At 40.2% G+C, this 20,177-nt stretch carries 16 protein-coding genes; 7 read left to right on the forward strand and 9 right to left on the reverse strand.

Annotation, left to right across the window (positions count from 1 at the left end; genetic code table 11):
- Positions 1 to 45 precede the first annotated feature (45 nt).
- The gene (gene prsT / locus BI198_RS10765; RefSeq protein ID WP_070049562.1) at positions 46 to 2,796 is read left to right on the forward strand and encodes an XrtA/PEP-CTERM system TPR-repeat protein PrsT; all 2,751 of its coding nucleotides are present in this window, start codon (positions 46 to 48) and stop codon (positions 2,794 to 2,796) included.
- Positions 2,797 to 3,020: 224 nt separating this feature from the next.
- Entirely contained in the window at positions 3,021 to 3,923 is a 903-nt protein-coding gene (locus tag BI198_RS16100) for a PEP-CTERM sorting domain-containing protein (protein WP_070049563.1), read from the forward strand.
- 88 nt (positions 3,924 to 4,011) lie between these two features.
- Here the strand turns inward: BI198_RS16100 and BI198_RS10775 are convergent, their stop codons facing one another.
- The 4 genes from BI198_RS10775 to BI198_RS10790 all read right to left on the reverse strand — a co-directional run bounded on the left by BI198_RS10775 (position 4,012) and on the right by BI198_RS10790 (position 8,852).
- On the reverse strand, positions 4,012 to 4,878 hold the full coding sequence (locus tag BI198_RS10775; protein WP_070049564.1) for a ThiF family adenylyltransferase: 867 nt from the start codon (positions 4,876 to 4,878) through the stop codon (positions 4,012 to 4,014).
- A 14-nt stretch (positions 4,879 to 4,892) separates the two neighbouring features.
- Complete coding sequence (locus BI198_RS10780; RefSeq protein ID WP_070049565.1) at positions 4,893 to 5,657, reverse strand: PEP-CTERM/exosortase system-associated acyltransferase; 765 nt, start codon at positions 5,655 to 5,657, stop codon at positions 4,893 to 4,895.
- Between the two features lie 173 nt (positions 5,658 to 5,830).
- Entirely contained in the window at positions 5,831 to 8,143 is a 2,313-nt protein-coding gene (locus tag BI198_RS10785) for an acyl-CoA dehydrogenase (protein WP_070049566.1), read from the reverse strand.
- Between the two features lie 34 nt (positions 8,144 to 8,177).
- Positions 8,178 to 8,852 (reverse strand): TetR/AcrR family transcriptional regulator, encoded by a 675-nt coding sequence (locus BI198_RS10790; RefSeq protein WP_235605311.1) that lies wholly within the window; start codon positions 8,850 to 8,852, stop codon positions 8,178 to 8,180.
- A gap of 230 nt (positions 8,853 to 9,082) precedes the next feature.
- Between BI198_RS10790 and BI198_RS10795 the strand changes: the two genes are divergently transcribed.
- Positions 9,083 to 10,339 (forward strand): HD-GYP domain-containing protein, encoded by a 1,257-nt coding sequence (locus BI198_RS10795; RefSeq protein ID WP_070049568.1) that lies wholly within the window; start codon positions 9,083 to 9,085, stop codon positions 10,337 to 10,339.
- 47 nt (positions 10,340 to 10,386) lie between these two features.
- Here the strand turns inward: BI198_RS10795 and BI198_RS10800 are convergent, their stop codons facing one another.
- On the reverse strand, positions 10,387 to 12,612 hold the full coding sequence (locus tag BI198_RS10800) for a S9 family peptidase (protein WP_235605312.1): 2,226 nt from the start codon (positions 12,610 to 12,612) through the stop codon (positions 10,387 to 10,389).
- A 135-nt stretch (positions 12,613 to 12,747) separates the two neighbouring features.
- Between BI198_RS10800 and upp the strand changes: the two genes are divergently transcribed.
- The 3 genes from upp to BI198_RS10815 all read left to right on the forward strand — a co-directional run bounded on the left by upp (position 12,748) and on the right by BI198_RS10815 (position 15,690).
- Entirely contained in the window at positions 12,748 to 13,374 is a 627-nt protein-coding gene (gene upp, locus BI198_RS10805) for a uracil phosphoribosyltransferase (protein WP_070049569.1), read from the forward strand.
- 245 nt (positions 13,375 to 13,619) lie between these two features.
- Positions 13,620 to 14,501, forward strand: coding sequence for an alpha/beta hydrolase (locus tag BI198_RS10810; protein WP_070049570.1), 882 nt, complete (start codon positions 13,620 to 13,622; stop codon positions 14,499 to 14,501).
- 67 nt (positions 14,502 to 14,568) lie between these two features.
- Entirely contained in the window at positions 14,569 to 15,690 is a 1,122-nt protein-coding gene (locus BI198_RS10815; RefSeq protein ID WP_070049571.1) for an META domain-containing protein, read from the forward strand.
- A 119-nt stretch (positions 15,691 to 15,809) separates the two neighbouring features.
- Here the strand turns inward: BI198_RS10815 and rplT are convergent, their stop codons facing one another.
- From rplT to thrS, 4 genes are all read right to left on the reverse strand, one after another.
- Positions 15,810 to 16,166, reverse strand: coding sequence for a 50S ribosomal protein L20 (gene rplT, locus BI198_RS10820; RefSeq protein WP_070049572.1), 357 nt, complete (start codon positions 16,164 to 16,166; stop codon positions 15,810 to 15,812).
- Between the two features lie 16 nt (positions 16,167 to 16,182).
- The gene (rpmI, locus tag BI198_RS10825; RefSeq protein ID WP_070049573.1) at positions 16,183 to 16,380 is read right to left on the reverse strand and encodes a 50S ribosomal protein L35; all 198 of its coding nucleotides are present in this window, start codon (positions 16,378 to 16,380) and stop codon (positions 16,183 to 16,185) included.
- Between the two features lie 111 nt (positions 16,381 to 16,491).
- Positions 16,492 to 17,052: a translation initiation factor IF-3 gene (infC, locus tag BI198_RS10830; RefSeq protein WP_449421115.1), complete on the reverse strand. Its 561-nt coding sequence runs from the start codon at positions 17,050 to 17,052 to the stop codon at positions 16,492 to 16,494.
- A 24-nt stretch (positions 17,053 to 17,076) separates the two neighbouring features.
- On the reverse strand, positions 17,077 to 18,987 hold the full coding sequence (thrS, locus tag BI198_RS10835) for a threonine--tRNA ligase (protein WP_070049575.1): 1,911 nt from the start codon (positions 18,985 to 18,987) through the stop codon (positions 17,077 to 17,079).
- A 324-nt stretch (positions 18,988 to 19,311) separates the two neighbouring features.
- On the opposite strand from thrS, the gene BI198_RS10840 reads away from it, so the two are divergent.
- Entirely contained in the window at positions 19,312 to 20,172 is an 861-nt protein-coding gene (locus BI198_RS10840) for a fructosamine kinase family protein (RefSeq protein ID WP_070049576.1), read from the forward strand.
- Positions 20,173 to 20,177: the final 5 nt, after the last annotated feature.

Here is a 20,177-nt window from a genome sequence, read left to right on the forward strand (position 1 = left end):
ATTCAAACTAAATAGAAAAAACAATTGGCTACAAGGAGTGTAACAATGAAAAAAACCACTATTGCCGCTGCAATTATGCTGTCATTACTAACAGCGTGTGGCGGAAAAGAAGCAACCGAGCACTATAGCGACGCCCAAAAATATATTGAGCTTAAACAATATAATGCGGCAATCATTGAATTAAAGTCGGCAATACAACAAGAGCCTGAAAATAGCCAGTATCGTCTGGCATTGGGTAATCTGTATTTAGAATCAGGCAATGTTATATCTGCGCAAAAAGAGTTATTACGAGCGAAGGAAAGTGGCATTCCGCCTGAGCAAATTGCCCTTGATCTCGTCAGAGCTAGCTATCTCAGTAATCTGCATGAAGAAGTACTGTCGCTGTATACTGAAGACGATACCGTACTAACTGAACCGCTAAATAGCTATGTCAAAACAATCCGCGCATTATCTGAATTAGAATTAGGCGCAACCGATAAAGCCTTAACCTTATTTAATGAACTGGCAGTGACAGAATATGCCGATATTGTTAGCTTTGCTCAAAGCAACATGTTGATTCCCGCGGGTCAATATCAAGACGCGCTTGAAAAATCGAACGCTGTACCCGCTTCTAGCCCAATATATCAAGAAGCTCTTAACCTAAGAGCCAATCTACATTTGCTATTACAACAATTCGATAAAGCAGAAACACTATTAACTGAATTGCTCAGTGTACAACCCCAGAACTTGCGGGCGCACTTACTTGCAGCGCAAGCTAAAATTAAACAGCAAAAACTAGCAGAATCTGCAGTGCATATTGATATGATACTTAGCGCATTCCCAGAACATGCTTATGCAAATTACCTTAAAGCGATAACGGAGTTTGAAGCTAAAAACTTTATATCGGCCAAAGAGCATATCGAAAAGGCCATTAAAAACGGCTATCGCTCTGCTCCTGCTCGAGTGATAGCGGCCCTATCTGCCTATCAATTAGATCAAGAAAGTCAGGCGTTACACCATTTAACTGCCATTGAGCAACAACTTGATGCCTTTCCTGACGCTAAAAAATTGTATATTGGCTTGCAGCTAAAAGCCGGTAATACCGTTGACGCCGGTGAGTTATTGCAAGGCTCCGACATTGCGGCTAACGATCTTAAGTTAGTGGCTTCTACCGCTTTTAATTTAGTTAAACAAGGTTCAAGCGATGTCGCCCAGCAATTGATTGCCAAATATGAAAATGCCGGATACGACGATCTAGAATCATTAACCACACTTGGCACGCTAAAGCTGGGTATTAAAGGTCAAGAAGCCGCTGGGCTTAATGATTTAGAGTTAGCATTGCAGATGGACCCGAGTCAAGATAGAACTAGGCTTGTATTAGCCAGCAGTTATTTACGCATGCAAGAATATGCCAAAGTGGATGCGTTAGTAGACGAATGGCTAAAAAAACCGGAAACTGCTATTGCTGGGCACAATATGAAGGCATATTCAGCTGTTTTACAACAAAAAATGCCCGAAGCTGAAGCTAGCATTAAACAATCCTTAGCACTTGACCCAGACAATGCCTTAGCCAATTTACTGCTGGCATCAGTTATGGCTTATAATAAAGAGTATCAAAAAGCAGATACCGTGCTTAATCAGCTACTTAAAACACACCCAGCGTACTTACCAGCTATAACTCAGTCTTTTTACATTAGCCGACAACTTAACAAAGAATCGGATGCACTAAAACATGCAGAGTCGGTATTAGAAAAATCAGCCGATAATTATCCATTACGTATTTTCTTAGCCCGTTACCATTATCTAAATAAACGTTTTGACGAAACATTAAAACTACTCTCAGCCATTGATACAGCTCAACAATTGCCCCCTGCCCATTGGATAATGTTGGCAGACAGCTATTTAAGACAAAACAACCCGCGTGAAGCTAGCCGCACTGCGCAAAAATGGTTACAGTTAAATCCTAATGATATCCGAGCAGCCATGACCTACGTAGAAATATTACGTAAACAAAATAACTTTGGTGAGGCAATTAAAGTTATCGACCAACAGTTGTTCCGTAAACCTGATAACGAGATGTTATTATTAACCAAGTTAAAACTACTGACAGAGAATAAACAGTTTGATACTGCTTTAGAGCTTTTAAATCAGCTACCGGAGTCGTTAAAATCTAGGCCAGACATTTTAATTACTAAAGGTAAAGTTCAACTTAATAATGGTCAGCGTAGCGCTGGGTTAAATGATTTTTTAAAGAGTTATGAAGCTGCACCTGAACATAGCACCGCAATGTTGATTGCCGACAACTACAGTAAAGATTATTCATTACGCCAAGGTGTTGAATTTATAGAAAACCATATGAAAACGCATGGTACTAACGACAGTGTTGATGCCTTTTATGCCGCGTTATTAATTCAAAGTGACCCTAAGAGCGCCATGGATATTTATCAGCGATTGCTAACTAAGTCGCCGGATAATCTTATTTTGCTCAATAATTACGCCTGGTTATTATTAAATAATAACAAACCCAAAGATGCCCTTACTTATGCTGAAAAAGCCCTGCAGCAAGCCGGAGAAAACCCCAATGTTAATGATACATACGGTTCAATATTAGTAAAATTAAACCGAGCTAGTGACGCCATACCTTTCTTCGAAAAAGCACTTCAGCTTAAACCAGACTATGACGAAGCGAAGCTTAACTACGCAGAAGCTTTAATTTTAACTGATGATAAATCCCAAGCGGCTAAGTTACTGCAAAGTGTTAACAGCGATGAGCCTCGCCTAACCCAACGCAAACTTACTTTAACTCAGAAACTATAAGCAATAAGCCAGTCAAACCTTTTCATGGTTTGGCTGGCAAACTAAGTGTCAGCATATTTTACATCTAAGTTATACAGTTTATTCACAAACCTTCCCAGTCAAAATAACCCTTTAATAAATAACAATAAAAAATATCAGATTAATAATGGCATCCTTAATGCATTATATAAATGGTGAATCACTTTGGTGATTAATCCATTAACAATACGACAAGGAATAAGGTTATGAAAAATTTCAAACTTGCCTCAATAACCGCTGCAGCATTGTTGTTTAGCTCAGTTGCTGTTGCATCTGATATGTATATTGATTTAGGCACTAATAGTTACGACATGGGTCGCGGTGTAGGCACACCGGATGCGAATACTAGAACTGCCGCCTTCAATGAGTTTGGTTTTAGTCAGCTACTTGCGACATCTATTTATGATTATAGCGATGGTAGTATCTTTGGTGCCTTTTTTGACACCAACGATATCCCAACCTTAACTGGCTTAGGTTTACCTGCCTCTGGTACTGCATTAGATGGTGTATCAAATGTAAATCTGGTTTTACCTAATTGCCCTGCAGGTCAATGTGATATCGATGCATTAAGTCCATTGGTTCCACCTCTAGGTAGTGACAATGAAGGCTATTTGCAAACTTGGGATATGCAAATGGTATATACTTTAAACGGTACATTAACTGCAGCCGGTGGTCCACAATATACATCAGGTACCATTGATATCTTCTTTAACGATTTAAATGATGATACCAATGACCGGTTAATATTAACCTTTTCAGTAACGGGTTCAGATATTATGGCTGCAAACTTGAACTTGTACTTTGATATCACCTATGCTGAAGCCGGTTTCCTGTGGATAGATAACGGTAGTGGTACCTTTGTTGATGCCTCAGCTGGTATAGCTAGTGGTAACTATGCACGAGTTGTGCTTGATACTAACGTTAACCCACCTATTCCAACTAACGACCAATTATTGTTAGTAGGTACTAATGCCATTCGTCAGGCTACTTTAGATGGTTCTATGACCGCTTCGGTTCCAGAGCCAGCTTCACTGACCATGTTAGGTTTAGGTTTGTTAGGTTTAGCCGGTGTAGGTCGCCGTCAACGTAAAAACAAGTCTAACGCTTAACATTAATTATCTTATCCAGATAAAACTAAAACCCTGCAAATGCAGGGTTTTTTATTATGGTTTATAAATATTTAATTCAAACTTTAACTTATTCGATACCTAATTTACGCTTTGCTATCATCAACTTTAATTTAAACCACGGATTTTTATGGCCAAATGGCATCCAAGTTTTACGCACCATATTACGGTAGCCATCTACCTGCATGCCTTTAGGTGCACAAATTAAATCACCACGATTAAGTAATATTTTAACTGCATAGGCTGCAGCTACACCGGCACTTAAGGTACAGCCGATAATAGTGGAAGGGCCGCGCTTCTGTTGTAGATTTACCGTATCAGGTTTAACTAAATAGGCACTTTGTAACGATGCTGGGGCTAAGCCTAAGTAGAAACGTAAGTATTGTTCAGATTGTGAAGCCCCCTCCATTCCAAAGTACTGTTCAAAACTCATTTGCCCAGGCATAAAACATAAAAATGCAGTTCCCATTCCCAGCGGGGCCGCTGTGATTGCTGGGATCCCCAACCTTTCACAGGCAGCAAAAACAGCTCTACGGGCATCAATGGCAAAAAAATCTAAACTATCAATATATAAATCTACGCCTTGTAAGAACTGCTCTACATTATCGGCCGAAATCCCTTCAGGAAAACTGCTAATCTCTGCTTCAGGATTAATATCCCGCAACATATCGCTTGTGACATCTAGTTTATTTTTCCCTAGCGATTGCATTGTTGCACCCACTTGGCGATTAAAGTTCTCAATACCAAACTGATCAAAATCAGACAGAGAAAAACGGCTAATGCCTAAACGAGCAAGGGTAAGAGTGTGAATGCAACCAACACCACCACAACCGGCTATCGCTACTTTCTTTTGCCGTAACAACTGTTGCTCTTGCGGTAACGTCCAGCCTATATTTCTAGAAAAAGCTTTTGAGTAGTCAAACGAGGCGCTGGTCATAATTAATAATCCTGTTATCTAATAAGATAAGGCAGTAAGAACATCTGTTGTTTTAGTTGTTGTTCTAACAAGTAGTAAAGTTCTAATATCTCGGGGTTAAGGTTTGAGGTGAACTTTTCTCTGGGTAAATAAAACAATGCTCTATTACCGTGATAATCATGTTCATCACCCGCTTGCTCAAATAAAAATCCAATCCGGTTTAATCGTCTGCTTAAGCGCGGCTCTACCACAACAAACATCGCTAAATGCGAACACATTTCAGCTAATGCGATAATACTTAAATATAAACCAATAGCAATATTTGGGAAGTTTCTCCGTTCGTCAGCGGAAAAAACATCCGCATCTAAGCTGACATCATTAACCACAAAAGGTGTGTTTTTCTCACCCGCACGACGGCGAAATGACTCAGGTACTGCCAAGCGCGAAATTTCACTATAACTACCTTGAGGATAATCTGCCATATTCACCCGATCCCGCCTAAGCGTGTCTAAACAATGCTTTTCAAAAGGCAGTTTTTTATCTGGACTATGTGGTGGAGTAATCACTAAACGTGCAGTTCCTGCATACTGCCCTGTGCGCTTATGTAATAACAACAATGCAAATGAGTATTCATCACATTCGTCGCTTTCTAAACCGTTTTCCTGCAGAGGCTCCCAACCCAGCTCCTCACAATATACAGAATGTCGAATTCGATAAGATTCTTCTCGTAACTCTTTAGTGTTAGCAAATTTAATTTCAAAATATTGATCGAAGTTCTTAGCTAACGTCACGTTTTCCATATTATTCCCACCTGACTAAATATTAGGATAAGTGTAGATTAATTTACCCCATTCTTAATCTTATTGGTTTAATATTATTTAATATCAACACATTATTTACTAGGTTATTGATTTTTGTTTACTTAGCAATAAAAAACGCCAGCAAAAGCTGGCGTTTTTAGTCTATTTAATCATTAATCGTTTTTACTATGTATGCCTAATGCCGCTAATTGCTCGGCTTTAAAACTATCCACACTAATAGCATCAAAACGTAAAACGTTCATTTTCTGCAATTGCTCTGCTTCACTAGCAGTAATAATATTAGCAGCAAGTGCTTGCTCTATTGTGTCTTCTAAAGGCTGTTTACGGGCTAACTGGCCCTCACGTTGCGCTTGATGCAGCTTTTTCATCAAGGGCTGTGCTTGATACATAGCGACAAAAGCTTGTTCCATTAACCCCGTTGGATCTTGCTCGGTATCACCGACGTAACATAAATGGGTTAAACGGTCACGCAGCACGCCAGGTTTAGAAAGCGCATTACAAATATCTATCGCAACCTGATCTTCTGGCATTTTATAACCGATACCAAATGGAAAGATTAACGTACGCAGTAAGTTTGCAACAAACCGATTAGGGAAGTTAGCAAAGAAACCATCAAATGCACGGCCTATTTCAAATAATGCCAACTGAATGCTGTAACGGACAAAAGGTAAGTCGCATTGCTGACGACCATTATCTTCATAGAACTTTAATACTGCAGACGCTATATACAGCTGGCTTAAAACATCACCTAAGCGAGCAGATAACATTTCTCTACGCTTAAGCTCGCCACCTAAAATTAGCATAGAGAAGTCAGCACTTAAGGCTAAACCACGGCTCATACGGCTTAATTGCTTATAATAAGCAGCTGTTTCACCCGATACAGGTGCAGTATTAAATGCTCCTGCTGTTAAACCTTGCCACAATGCACCAAAAGTATTACCTAGTGCAAAACCTATATGCTTAATTAATAAACCATCAAATTGCTTTAAACCTTGCGCTTCATCTGGGTTGGCCGCAGCTTCTAATTCCGCTAATACATATGGATGGCAACGCGTAGCGCCTTGACCAAAAATCATCAGGTTGCGGGTTAAAATATTCGCGCCTTCGACCGTAATGGCGACTGGTATTCCCATATAGCCATGGCCTAAATAGTTTTTAGGCCCTAGTTGAATAGCGCGTCCGGCATGAATATCAAAAGCATCATTCATTATCACCCGCGACATTTCTGTCATATGGTACTTGGCTATGGCTGTTACAACACTTGGGCTTAAGTTCATATCAATAGAGCCTGCGGTCATTACTCGCATTGCTTCTAAGCTATAGGTTAAACCACCGATGCGTGCCATTGCTTCTTGCACACCTTCAAACTTACCAATTGATAAGCCAAACTGTTGCCGTACAAAACAATATGCACTGGTCATCCGGGTGGCTAAATGCCCTGTCGCCGTTGCTAATGCTGGTAAGCTGATACCGCGTCCTGCAGATAAACATTCAACCAGCATACGCCAGCCACGACCGGCATATTCAGGCCCACCAATAATCCAATCTAGTGGTATAAATACGTCTTTACCGTAAGTGGTACCATTCATAAAGGCTAAATTCATTGGGAAATGGCGATCGCCAATTTCTACGCCAGGATGGTCGGTAGGAATTAATGCGCAAGTAATACCTATATCTGATTTATCACCCAGTAATGCATCTGGATCATGTAATTTAAACGCTAAACCTAAAACCGTCGCAATGGGCGCTAAGGTGATATAACGTTTATCCCAATTTAAACGAATGCCTAATACTTGTTCACCGTTATACTCACCCTTACAGACAATACCCAAATCTGGGATCGCACCCGCATCTGAACCCGCCTCTGGACCGGTTAAAGCAAAGCATGGGACGTCGGTACCATCTGCTAAAGTTGGTAACCAACGCTGTTTTTGTTCTTCAGTACCATAGTGCATTAACAACTCACCTGGGCCTAAAGAGTTTGGTACCATAATGGTTACAGCAGCAGATATGCTCCGCGTGGCAATACGAGATACTATGGTTGAGTTAGCAATAGCTGAGAATTCTCGACCACCGTAAGCCCTTGGAATTATCATCGCGAAAAAACCTTCGCGTTTAATAAAATCCCACACTTCGGTTGGTAAATCGCGATCTTCTTGGACTATTTTATAGTCATCAAGCATGGCTAATAAGGTTTCAACCTGATTATCCATAAAAGCTTGTTCGGTAGGCGTTAACTCGGCTTTAGGATAGCTATGTAGGGTTTTCCAATCTGGATTACCTTTAAACAGTTCACCATCCCACCATACGTCTCCAGCTTCCATCGCTTCGCGCTCAGTATCAGATAACGGCGGCAAAATGCGTTTAAACACAGTAAAAATAGGTTTCGTAATTAAATTTCGGCGTATGTCAGGTACACCAAAAATTATTGCTAATACAACTAATAAAATTATTAAAAAAACCATATTACCTTCCTTCGCTCGCCAGTATTGGTGAGGCTTAACTTATTTGAGTAACTTGAGTGTCTTGAGCAACAATCGGACTTGGCGCAGCGATAGCTGCTGTTAAATAAGGTAGTAATCGTAAAATCACCCCTTCTATGTCAATTACTTCTTTATAATCTGCTTCAGCAATCTCGGTTAATGCCTCATTAGACGCCATAGTAAATACAATAGTACCCAGTGAAAAGTGTAACCGCCAAAATAACTCACTGGGTGGTAAATTTGGACAAGCTTGTTGCATTAGCTTGGTTAATTGACTTAACACTCGGCCATAATTCTGGTTAAAAAACCAGCGCAAATGACCTTGAACATCAGTATAGCCTCGGCCAAGCAATTGCAAAAATAATCGCGTGCCATTTGGATACACTTGATTTAACTCTAATAGTGGCCTTACAAACACCGACAATACTTTATCCAAAGGTGCCGGAGACTCTGCAGCTAATAACGCAGAAAACTCTGAGTCTAACCTTGGCATTAATGTCACTAAGTAACGCTGTAATACAGCCTGAATCAACTCTTTTTTTGAACCAAAATGGTAATTAACTGCTGCTAAGTTTACTTCAGCTAAACTGGTAATTTGCCGAAGCGAAGTGCCATTAAATCCAGTTTCGGCAAACAAACTTTGCGCCGCATCAAGTATTTTTTGCTGAGTACTTTGCTTACTGGACATCATAACCATCGCGATTTAAACAGGTGTTTTAAATGTACGTTTGAATCAGGCTAGTGTCAAGAATATTCTATGGTGTATACCGTCAGTATCTAAACAATAAAATTTGTTATGAAAACACATTAATAACTATCCGTAATACATATTAATAATAAATGTTAACTCACTGGTATTCTTAGTATTAGTGTTTAGAATGGGTAATCAAACCGATTGAAATTTCTTAATAGGACTATATTTTGACTGCGCAAAAAATTAAGCCAGCACACGTTGAATTAGGTTATGCAATTACACTAACCGGTAATTGGAAAACGCATCCACTGATTTCAGAAAATATGTTGATTGAAACCGCAGAACAACTAAATATTATTCAAAATTTAGATGTGGAATTTATTTATTTTTCTGCAAGCAGAAGTCAAAAGCAACCTGCTTTGATCCAGCTAGTCAGCGATGAAAGTGCCACTTTTAATTTAATGGCTAGCGAAGCTGAAATACAGCTGCAGCATGAGAAACAACAACGAAGAGAACAAGCTCAAGCAGAACGAAGACATATTCAACGTAGCGAAAAAGCGTTTAACCAGTCGCTATTGCAGATAAAAAACTTAATGCAGCTAATTAACTCTCGCCCGTTACAAGCTATAAGTGATGCTGGTATATTGATTGAAGAAATAGCCGACACTTTATTACAGAAACAAGCAACCGTTTTACATTTGATTGTTAATGGCAATAAAGATCAAGAAAAATTGTATTATCATTCTTTGAATGTTGCCATGTTATCTATGATGCTAGCCAAAAGCATGCAACTAACTGCAGAACAAATTAAAATCGTGGGTATAGGTGCGTTATTTCATGATATCGGCAAACTTAAAATTCCAACTTGGATTTTACGTAAACCCACTGCATTAAGCAGCCCTGAGCAAAATTTATTAAAGATGCATACTAAATTTGGTATAGATTTAGTCAGCTTAGTCGATAATTTCCCACTAATGGCATGGCCTATTATTGAACAGCATCATGAGTTTGTAGATGGCAGTGGTTACCCTAAAGGCTTAAAGCTCGAAGATATTAACCCTCTCGCGCGCATAGTGACGATAGTAAATATATTTGATGGTTTATGTAATCCGCCATTGCTTAGTCAGGCTCGAACGCCTCACCATGCATTCGCGTATATGTTTAAAAACATGAGCAGCAAATTGGCTCAACGCGAACTCTCTACCATGATTAAAATGATGGGTGTTTATCCTCCTGGCACTATTGTGAAATTATCTGATGACAGAGTTGCTATTGTTATGTCAGTGAATACTGATAACTTACTTTGCCCTTACGTTATGGCGTATGATGACGATATACCGCGCTTAGATGCACCTATAATTAGCCTTGAAAACGATAATTTAAGCATAATGCAAGTATTGAAAATTCAATCTATACCCTCCCATATTGCTACTTATCTTAATCCTCGCGCCACAAACCATTACTATATTCAAACCAAGGACTAAATCAGTCTGCAACCAGTTTAGTTACAGACTAATTTAATCTACTAAAACTACTGCATAAATTGCTTATTAAAAAACTCAGTAATGGTTTGATGTAAATGAGTTTGTACCGGCTGGCCAAACATAGAATGTTTGCTGCCAGGGTAGTTCATCATTTCAAAACTTAAACCTTTATCTTGCAACTGCTTATACAACTTAGTGCTGTGGGTGAACAACACATTATCATCAGCCATGCCATGGTAGATTAATAACGCGCCTTTTAAGCCATCAGCATACGGAAATACCGAACTTTGCTGGTAGCCCTTAGCATTATCAGTGGGATGGCCTAAATAGCGTTCAGTATAATGGGTGTCGTATAGTGCCCAGTCGGTAACTGGCGCGCCAGACACACCGGCAGCAAAGTAATCACTGGCTTTAAACATAGCCATAATCGCCATATAACCGCCATAGCTATGGCCATAAATACCCACTCGCTTACTATCAACATAAGGTAAGCTGCGTAAATATTTAACCCCTGCAATTTGGTCTGTTACTTCTACACTCGCTAAGTTTTTATAGATAGGATCTTCAAACGCTTTGCCGCGATTATATGAACCACGATTATCTAATTGAAACACTAAATAACCTTGCTGAACTAAATAGTGTAAATACAGATCACGCGCACTCCAGCTATTGGTTACCCGCTGTGCGCGAGGGCCACCATAAACACTAACAATCACTGGATACTTTTTACCTTGCTCAAATTGCTTAGGCGCAAATAAACGATAATGTAATGTCTGGCCATCTTCTGCTGCGATAGTACCAAATCGTGGTGCCACTAATTGCTGATGGTAAGGCGTTAATGGGTGCTGCTCAGTTAACTCATTTTGCGCTAGCCAGGTTAGCACTTTGCCATCTAAGGCTCTAAGTGCCACTTTATTTGGTGTACTAACATTGGAAAAGCTATCAATAAAGCTAGTGCCTTGCTTGGCCATAACAACAGCATGGTCATAGTTTTCTGCCGTTAGCCGCTGAATCTCACCGCCGTTTAAACTTACTTGATATAAATGACGCTCTAATGGCGAATCTTTGCGACCGGTAAAATATACTACCGCTTTGGCTTCATCAATGGCCGCTATTTCGTCAACTGGCCATTGACCTTTAGTTAACTGTCGGACTAATTTACCGCTAAAGTCATAATAATAAAGATGTTTAAAACCATCTCGTTCTGATGCCCATATAAAGCCTGTATTATTTTTTAAGAAGTGCAAATCTTGGTGTAAATTAAGCCAAGTATCACTCTGTTCAGTTAATAACACTTGTTGTTTATCTTGTTTGGCTAAATCAACTAAGCGCAATTCTAACTGCTGTTGCTGCCTATCTTGCCATTGGTAGCTTAAATAACGGCTGCTATCACTCCACTGTACCCGTGGAATATAAATATCGTCGTTAGCACCATGCGAGATCCAGCTAGTTTTCGCTGAGTTAAGATCAATCACTGCCAACTGAATTTTCACATTCGCTGTGCCTGTATAAGGATAGCGCTGGTTAAACAGTTTAATTTCATCCGCATAAATTTCATTACGTACCACTTCAGCTACGCCACTTTCATCTATACGGGTAAAAGCTATTTTGCTGTCATCTGGTGACCACCAATAGCCGGTCATCCGGTCCATTTCTTCTTGAGCCACAAACTCGGCCATACCGTTTTTAATCACCCCGCCACCATCTTTAGTCAGCTGGGTTTCTTTACCACTGGCAATATCTAAGATAAATAGATTTTGCTGGCGAATAAACGCCACCTTTTTGCCGGTGGGTGAAATAGTAGCGTCGGTTTCAAACTCAGCAGTATCGGTTAGCTTTTTCGCTTTAGCATTACTTAGTTGGTAATAATATAAGTCACCATTTAATGGAAATAACAATGCGTCGCTATTTTTTGACCAGCTGTAGCTAATAATGCCGGTAGCGAATAAACGCATTCTTTCGCGGCGGGCTTTTTCTTCATCAGATAACACTTCATCACCTGACACTAAACTATCAGCATCAACCAACAAACGATGCTCAGCATCTTTAATATGGTATTCCCATAAATCTAAGCGGTCGGCGTCATCAGGCTTGCCTTTTAAATAGGTGACACGGCTACCGTCTGGTGCCATCGTTAATGAACGCGGTGTTGTACCACTTAATGCAGGATCTGCAAATAATCGGGCTAACTCTAGTTGATTTGCTGCTGCCATTCCGCCTCCACCAATTAACAAATATAAGGCTACTAGCCAGCTAAGCATGTTAATTCGCATTTTAATATCCTGTTTATGTATAGGGTTATGTTTACAGTTATAATTTGTCTATGTGTTTATAATGCATTAGCCTTAACACTATTTACTAGCGATAATATTAACAGCTGGCAATATTATCTCGAGGATAACAAAATCATGAAATTGGTTGAAGTAAATCACCCACTTGTTCAACATAAAATTGGCCTGTTACGGGCTGCAGATATCAGTACCAGACAATTTAGACAATTAGCCAGTGAGTTAGGCAGTTTACTCACTTATGAGGCCACTAAAGATTTTGATACTGAAACCGTTAGCATTGAGAGTTGGAATGGTCCGATTGAAGTTCAGCGTATTCAGGGTAAAAAAGTGACAGTAGTACCTATTTTACGTGCCGGTTTAGGCATGTTAGATGGTGTTTTAGAATTACTGCCCAGCGCTCGCATTAGTGTTGTGGGTATTTACCGTGATGAAGAAACATTACAACCTGTGCCTTATTTTAATAAGTTAGCCGCAGATCTTGATCAGCGCATTGCTATTGTTATTGATCCTATGTTGGCAACCGGTGGCTCGCTTATCGCTACTGTCGACTTATTAAAACAGCATGCCGCTAAACACATAAAAGCCTTAGTACTGGTTGCTGCGCCAGAAGGTATCGCCGCTTTGCAAAAAGCCCATCCAGATGTTGCTTTATATACAGCCGCTATTGATGATGGCTTAAACCAGCAAGGTTATATTTTACCCGGACTTGGCGACGCCGGTGATAAGTTATTTGGCACTAAATAACACTTAATAGTACTTAATAGTACTTGTTAGCACTTGATAATTGGGCCTACTAACTAAACCTAATACTAAGTCTAAGCCTAATAATTAAGCTAAATTACTAAGCTTAATAACTAAGTTTACTAACTGGGCCTATTTTTCACATATTTAGCAGGCTATATCTTTTAAATTTCTGGGCTTATTGAAAAACAGAACTGCAAAAGCTGCTGTACGGGTTAAAACACTGTGTTGTTTAAGGAACTATTTTCATGCAATTAACGCCTTGGTCTTATACCACCCGAATGGGTTTCACCTTACGGGGCTATCGTAGCGAACCAAGTGGCAAACCGGTTTTACATATATTACATGGTAACGGTTTTTGTAGTGCTATGTACCAACCCATGTTGCAGCTGCTGACTGCTGATTTTGATTTGTTTTTATCCGATGCTCAAGGCCATGGTGATAGTGATCATGGTGGTAGTTTTGTTGGTTGGAATTTAAGTGCCGAATTAGCCAAAGATGCATGGTTAGCCCATGCTGACTTATATCCTAACGTCGCTGTCTATGGCGTCGGCCACAGTTTTGGTGGAGTACTTACCGCCCTGATTAACAGCCAGCAACCTAGCCCATTTAAAGCCATTATTTTACTTGATCCAGTTTTATTCACCCCGGCCATGATTACTGTGATGGCAACCTTAAATGGCATAAAACTATATCATAAAAACCCTTTAGCTAAAGCCGCACTACGCCGCCGCCAGCATTGGCCTGATCGTGAAGCCGCAGTAAAATATTTTAAAAATAGAGGCATGTTTAAACACTGGCAGCCCGAATCTCTTGCTGCTTATATTGATCATGCGCTTAAACCCTCAGCAGAAGGCTTAAGTTTAAAATGCTTACCCGAACGCGAAGCTGATATTTTTGCTTCTTATCCCAAACAACTTTGGCAACAACTCGCCAAACCTTGCCCTGAGGTGTTTGTGCTCTATGCTAAGCACAGCTATAGCTTTATAACGACTGCAGTTACAAAATGGCAAAAGCGTAATTCAGCAGTAACAATTCAACAAGTTGAGGGCGATCATTGCTTTATGCAGCAATATCCACAAGCAAGTGCAGATAAGTTGCGATTAATTATCAGTTCTATTACCGAATAGACAATTAACAGTTAATACCTCAATTTATTTCCGATATAATGAGCAAAATTTAATTCAGGAATTTCAGATGAAAAAGCGTTTATTATTCAGTGCGCTATTATTATCCGCTTGTACACCTTTACCGCCATCAGCAGATCGGATTTCTCCTGCTCCGGTAAGTAATTCTGATACAGTACAGGTAAAACCTGATACGCAAGCAGCGCCTGTTGTCGATTCTTCTGCTCCTATCGCGACAACCACAGAATCCCAAAGTGAACCTGAACTTATCACCATCAATAATGATATGTCATTTATTGGTGTATTACCTTGTGCCGACTGCCCAGGTATTAGTTACCACATTAATTTATTTCGCGATGGTCGTTTTGAAGCGCGTCAAGAATATCTTGAACGCAACTATGTCAATATCGTTAAAGGTATTTGGTTATTAGATAACCGTAACTTGCACCTTGTAAACCAGCAAGAAAATTTACCGGGTTTTCATTTTACTGCCGCTGACAGCATAGTTATGCTTGGCTTAAATGGTCAGCCAATCCGCAATAATAACTTATACCAACTACAACGTGACACCGAGTTTCGTAAGTTAGACACTCGCCAAGCCATGTTAGGTAGTTATCAGCTTAGTAATAACATTGCCACTTTTACTAGCTGTAATACTGGTGAAAGCTTTACCGTTGCCAATACCCAGCATCATTTACCGGTAATGCGCCAGTATCAGCAAAACCATAAACTAAAACAACAAGCCGTTATTGCTACCCTTGTTGGCCGTAAAGGCCAAGATGAGCATGCAAACAAATTGTTTATTGATTCATTTGATCAATTTTGGCCTGGTGCAAACTGTGCCAAAGAAGTCACGCCCGATAATTATAAAGGCATTGTCTGGCGTGCCGACAAATTTGCCAATGCTAAAATACCCCCTCAATTAAAAATTAAAGTAGTGTTTGCAGCAGATGACACTGTATATGGCTTCTCTGGTTGTAATAACTTTAGTGGCAAGTATCAGCAGCAAGCCAGCCAATTAACCGTACAGTCAGTGGCTAGTACGCGAAAAATGTGTGCCACGGGTAATAGCGAAGAGCAGCGTTTTATGGAAAACCTACAAAATGCAGATCGTGCAGAAATAAATGGTAAAAAATTGCAGTTATTTAGAAATAACCGAGTTGTACTGCAGTTTTCTGCCGCCAGCAATTAAACCGGTTTTTATTAGCAGACATTACAAAAAGTAATATTAAGCTAATCTATCAATATGCATTAAAGCAATACGCATTAAAAAAGGCACCCTAGGGTGCCTTTTTATTAGCTTAAAACTTATTAAGCTAGAGCGTGCTTCGCTTTACCAACTAGTGCAGTAAATGCCACTTTGTCGTATACAGCGATGTCAGCTAAAATCTTACGATCGATTTCAATTGAAGCTTTTTTCAAGCCAGCAATGAAGCGACTGTATGTTAAACCGTTCATGCGAGATGCAGCGTTGATACGCGCAATCCACAATTGACGGAACTGACGCTTACGCTGACGACGGTCACGGTAAGCATATTGGCCAGCTTTGATTACAGCTTGAAAAGCAACACGATAAACACGACTGCGGGCACCGTAGTAGCCTTTAGCCTGGTTTAACACCTTTTTATGGCGCGCGCGCGCCGTTACACCACGTTTTACTCTTGGCATGTCAGACTCCTAATTATTATGCGTACGGCATGCAACGAGCAACGCTCGCGATGTCAACTTTAGCGACTAAGGTTTTTGGACCTAACTGACGCTTACGCTTAGAAGACTTCTTCGTCAAAATGTGGCGAAGGTGTGATTGCTTACGTTTAAAGCCACCTGAACCCGTTTTTTTGAAACGTTTCGCGGCACCTTTATTGGTTTTCATCTTTGGCATAGTTTAAAAACTCGCATTGTTAAATGATAACGAATAATAAGGCGATAAATTAATACCATTACTAAAGCAAAAGCTTAGGTAAAAGCATTAACTTATACTTGAATGCACCTATTACTTCTTATTTGGGGCTAGCATCATGACCATTTGACGACCTTCCACCCGTGAAGGGAAAGATTCGCACACAGCTATGTCAGTTAAATCTTCTTTAATTCGATTTAACATTTCAATGCCTATTTCAGTATGCGCCATTTCACGACCACGATAGCGTAGCGTTACTTTAGCTTTGTCACCCTCTTCTATGAAGCGACGCAGGTTGCGTAGTTTTACCTGGTAATCGCCTTCATCAGTTCCAGGCCGGAATTTTATTTCCTTAATCTGGATCTGTTTTTGCTTCTTCTTTTGTTCTTTAAGAGCTTTACTCTTTTCGAACAGGAATTTACCGTAGTCCATCAACTTACAGACTGGCGGCTCAGCTGTCGGGCTAATTTCTACTAAATCAGCAGCAGCTTCTTCAGCTAACCGAATTGCCTCAGTCGTTGTTACGACACCCAGCTGTTCACCTTCCATACCAATTAATCGCACTTCTGGCAGATTAATTTCTTCATTTATCCTATTAGGACGGTTGGCCGGTAATGTTTTCTTTCCTACTTTAATAGTATATTCCTCCAGAATTTATTCTTATGTGACACTAATGTGTCAGACTCGGTCTGCAATTTCCGCTGTTATTTTATCAACAAAAGCTTGAATTGTCATTTTACCTAAGTCTTCGCCTTTTCGCGTTCTCAGTGCTATTTCACCGGATTCCATTTCCTTGTCGCCTACGACAGCAAGATATGGAATACGCTTAAGCGTATGCTCGCGAATTTTAAAGCCTATCTTCTCATTTCTCAAGTCACTTATGACTCTTATTCCATGATTTTTTAACTTTTTGACTAAATCTTGCACATATTCGGCTTGATTGTCAGTAATATTCAACACCGCAACCTGTTTTGGCGCTAACCACGTTGGGAATTGACCTGCATACTCTTCAATCAGTATACCAATAAAACGCTCTAATGATCCTAAAATAGCACGGTGAATCATTACAGGCACTTGTCTTTCGCCACTTTCGGCAATATAAGTTGCGCCTAAACGTGCTGGCATAGAGAAATCGAGTTGCACAGTACCACATTGCCATGCTCTGTCTAAGCAGTCATGTAAAGTAAATTCAATCTTTGGACCATAAAAAGCCCCTTCACCATGCAAGTACTCAAACTCAATGCCTTTATCGTTTAACACTTTAGCTAAGGCTAGTTCTGATTTATCCCAAATCTCATCTGAACCCACACGTTTTTCCGGTCGGGTTGATAATTTCACCACTATGTTGTCAAAACCAAATGTTTTATAGGTTTCGTACACCATATCAATACAGCCACCCACTTCAGCTTCAATTTGTTCTTCTGTACAGAAGATATGGGCATCATCTTGAGTAAATCCACGAACGCGCATTAAGCCATGCAAAGAGCCTGATGGTTCGTTACGGTGACAACAGCCAAACTCAGCCATACGTAACGGCAAGTCACGGTAAGACTTTAAGCCTTGATTAAAAATTTGCACATGCCCTGGGCAATTCATGGGCTTAATGGCATATTCACGCTTTTCTGATTCTGTGGTAAACATGCCGCCGGCAAACTTATCCCAGTGGCCAGATTTTTCCCACAAAGAGCGGTCCATCATTAATGGCCCTTTTACTTCTTCGTAATCAAACGAGCGTAACTTTTCACGCACATAGCGCTCTAGCTCAGTAAAGATAGTCCAGCCATCATTATGCCAAAACACCATGCCTGGCGCTTCTTCTTGCCAGTGAAATAAGTTTAAGGCTTTACCAATTTTACGGTGGTCGCGTTTTTCTGCTTCTTCTAATTGCAGTAAATACGATGCTAATTGTTTTTTATCTGCCCAAGCCGTGCCATAGACACGCTGCAGCATTTTATTTTTTGAATCGCCACGCCAGTAAGCGCCGGCAAATTTCATTAGTTTAAAGTGTTGGCAAAAACGCATGTTGGGTACATGGGGGCCACGACACATATCAATATATTCTTGGTGATGATACAAACCAGGCTGATCGTCACGACTAACATTTTGCTCAAGAATTTCTAGCTTATAGCTTTCACCACGGGCTTTAAACGTATCGTACGCTTCTTGCCAGCTTACTTTGTGCTTCACCACTTCATATTCGGTTTTAGCCAGCTCTTTCATCCGCTGTTCCAGCGCGGCTAAATCTTCAGCTGTCAGTGCGCGGTCTAAATCGATATCGTAATAAAAGCCCTTATCAATTACTGGGCCAATCGCCATTTTAACGTTAGGCCAAAGTTGTTTAATCGCGTGGCCTAATAAGTGAGCACAAGAGTGGCGGATAATCTCAACACCCTCTTGATCTTTAGCGGTAATAATACTTAACGTAGCATCAGCGGTGATCATCTCGCAAGCATCAACTAATTGACCATTTACCTTACCGGCAATAGTGGCTTTAGCTAAACCTGGACCTATATCTGTGGCAACATCTAAAACGGAAACGGCGTGATCAAACGAGCGCTGGCTGCCATCAGGCAGGGTAATAACTGGCATGCTACATCCTTAATACAGTGGTGGCCCGAACCAAGGGTCACTTGTTGAAAAATAAAACAGCTACTATGCAGTAAATCAATTGATGGCTTATACAAAAAGCCATTAGATAAACCGGGCATATTAACTGAAAACAGTTGAATTGGAGAAGCCGCATAGTAGCACAACTTGCCAATATTTGCCAGTGAGCCGCTAGATTAACTGGTATTTAATCCCGTTTTAAATTTTTTGCTGCGTATACACAATGTTGAGTTTTATTGCGGTTATATAGATGTTTTTAACATTGTTGACCATACTTAAATTTAATGGAATGTATGAGGGCTAACTATGTGGCAGCAAATTATTCAGCAGATTAATGATGAAGTTGAGCAGCCCTTTATATTCGTCGATAAACAACAATTAGCCGGTTCTGAGTTAAATCGTATTTATAAACTGCAAGGTGAAACTAAGCATTATTTCGCCAAAATTAATCAACGCCCTTATTTTAAGCACTTTAAAGAGGAAGCTTTAAGCTTAAAGACCTTGCGCCAGCACAAAGCCCTTAGCGTGCCTAACGTAATTTGCTATGGCCAAACCTTAGATAATGCGTTTTTAATTTTAGACTACCTTAAGCTAACTGAACCCACCGATAGCCACTGGCAACAATTAGCCACGCAAATAGCCCATATGCATCAACAGCTTGATCAAGCTATGTTTGGTTTTGATTGGGATAACTATATAGGTCACACTCTGCAACCTAATAAATGGCAAAACAATTGGAGCAGTTTCTTTTCTGAGCAACGCATTGGCTGGCAATTACAGTTACTGGTAGAGCAAGGGTTCGGCTTTGGTAACGTAGACGCCATCGTTGAAAAAACCCGGCAACGCTTACAAGGCTATCAACCGGCACCAAGTTTGCTGCATGGTGATTTATGGCGCGGCAATGTTGGTTTTTCTGCTGACGAAGCTTGGCTATTTGATCCCGCTTGTTATTATGGCGACCGTGAAACGGATATTGCTTATAGCCAACTGTTTGGTCGTTTCCCGGATGCCTTTTATAACCATTATCATGCGTTACTGCCACTTGATCCTAATTTCGAACAGCGTAAAGAACTTTATAATCTGTACCATATTCTGAATCATGCTAATCTATTTCGTGGTGCCTATTTAGTTCAAGCTCAGCAAGTAATTAAACAGCTATTTTTCTAATTCTA

This window comes from Rheinheimera salexigens (assembly GCF_001752395.1).
GTDB classification, from domain to species: domain Bacteria; phylum Pseudomonadota; class Gammaproteobacteria; order Enterobacterales; family Alteromonadaceae; genus Alishewanella; species Alishewanella salexigens.

What these genes read in the sequence shown, in the direction of transcription:
- thrS (WP_070049575.1), bottom strand. Translation starts at nt 18,987, where the DNA reads ATGCCAGTTATTACCCTGCCTGATGGCAGCCAGCGCTCGTTTGATCAC.
- BI198_RS10775 (WP_070049564.1), bottom strand. Translation starts at nt 4,878, where the DNA reads ATGACCAGCGCCTCGTTTGACTACTCAAAAGCTTTTTCTAGAAATATA.
- BI198_RS10810 (WP_070049570.1), top strand. Translation starts at nt 13,620, where the DNA reads ATGCAATTAACGCCTTGGTCTTATACCACCCGAATGGGTTTCACCTTA.
- BI198_RS10815 (WP_070049571.1), top strand. Translation starts at nt 14,569, where the DNA reads ATGAAAAAGCGTTTATTATTCAGTGCGCTATTATTATCCGCTTGTACA.
- BI198_RS10780 (WP_070049565.1), bottom strand. Translation starts at nt 5,657, where the DNA reads ATGGAAAACGTGACGTTAGCTAAGAACTTCGATCAATATTTTGAAATT.
- upp (WP_070049569.1), top strand. Translation starts at nt 12,748, where the DNA reads ATGAAATTGGTTGAAGTAAATCACCCACTTGTTCAACATAAAATTGGC.
- BI198_RS10790 (WP_235605311.1), bottom strand. Translation starts at nt 8,852, where the DNA reads ATGATGTCCAGTAAGCAAAGTACTCAGCAAAAAATACTTGATGCGGCG.
- rplT (WP_070049572.1), bottom strand. Translation starts at nt 16,166, where the DNA reads ATGCCAAGAGTAAAACGTGGTGTAACGGCGCGCGCGCGCCATAAAAAG.
- BI198_RS10800 (WP_235605312.1), bottom strand. Translation starts at nt 12,612, where the DNA reads ATGCGAATTAACATGCTTAGCTGGCTAGTAGCCTTATATTTGTTAATT.
- prsT (WP_070049562.1), top strand. Translation starts at nt 46, where the DNA reads ATGAAAAAAACCACTATTGCCGCTGCAATTATGCTGTCATTACTAACA.
- BI198_RS10840 (WP_070049576.1), top strand. Translation starts at nt 19,312, where the DNA reads ATGTGGCAGCAAATTATTCAGCAGATTAATGATGAAGTTGAGCAGCCC.
- BI198_RS16100 (WP_070049563.1), top strand. Translation starts at nt 3,021, where the DNA reads ATGAAAAATTTCAAACTTGCCTCAATAACCGCTGCAGCATTGTTGTTT.
- BI198_RS10785 (WP_070049566.1), bottom strand. Translation starts at nt 8,143, where the DNA reads ATGGTTTTTTTAATAATTTTATTAGTTGTATTAGCAATAATTTTTGGT.
- rpmI (WP_070049573.1), bottom strand. Translation starts at nt 16,380, where the DNA reads ATGCCAAAGATGAAAACCAATAAAGGTGCCGCGAAACGTTTCAAAAAA.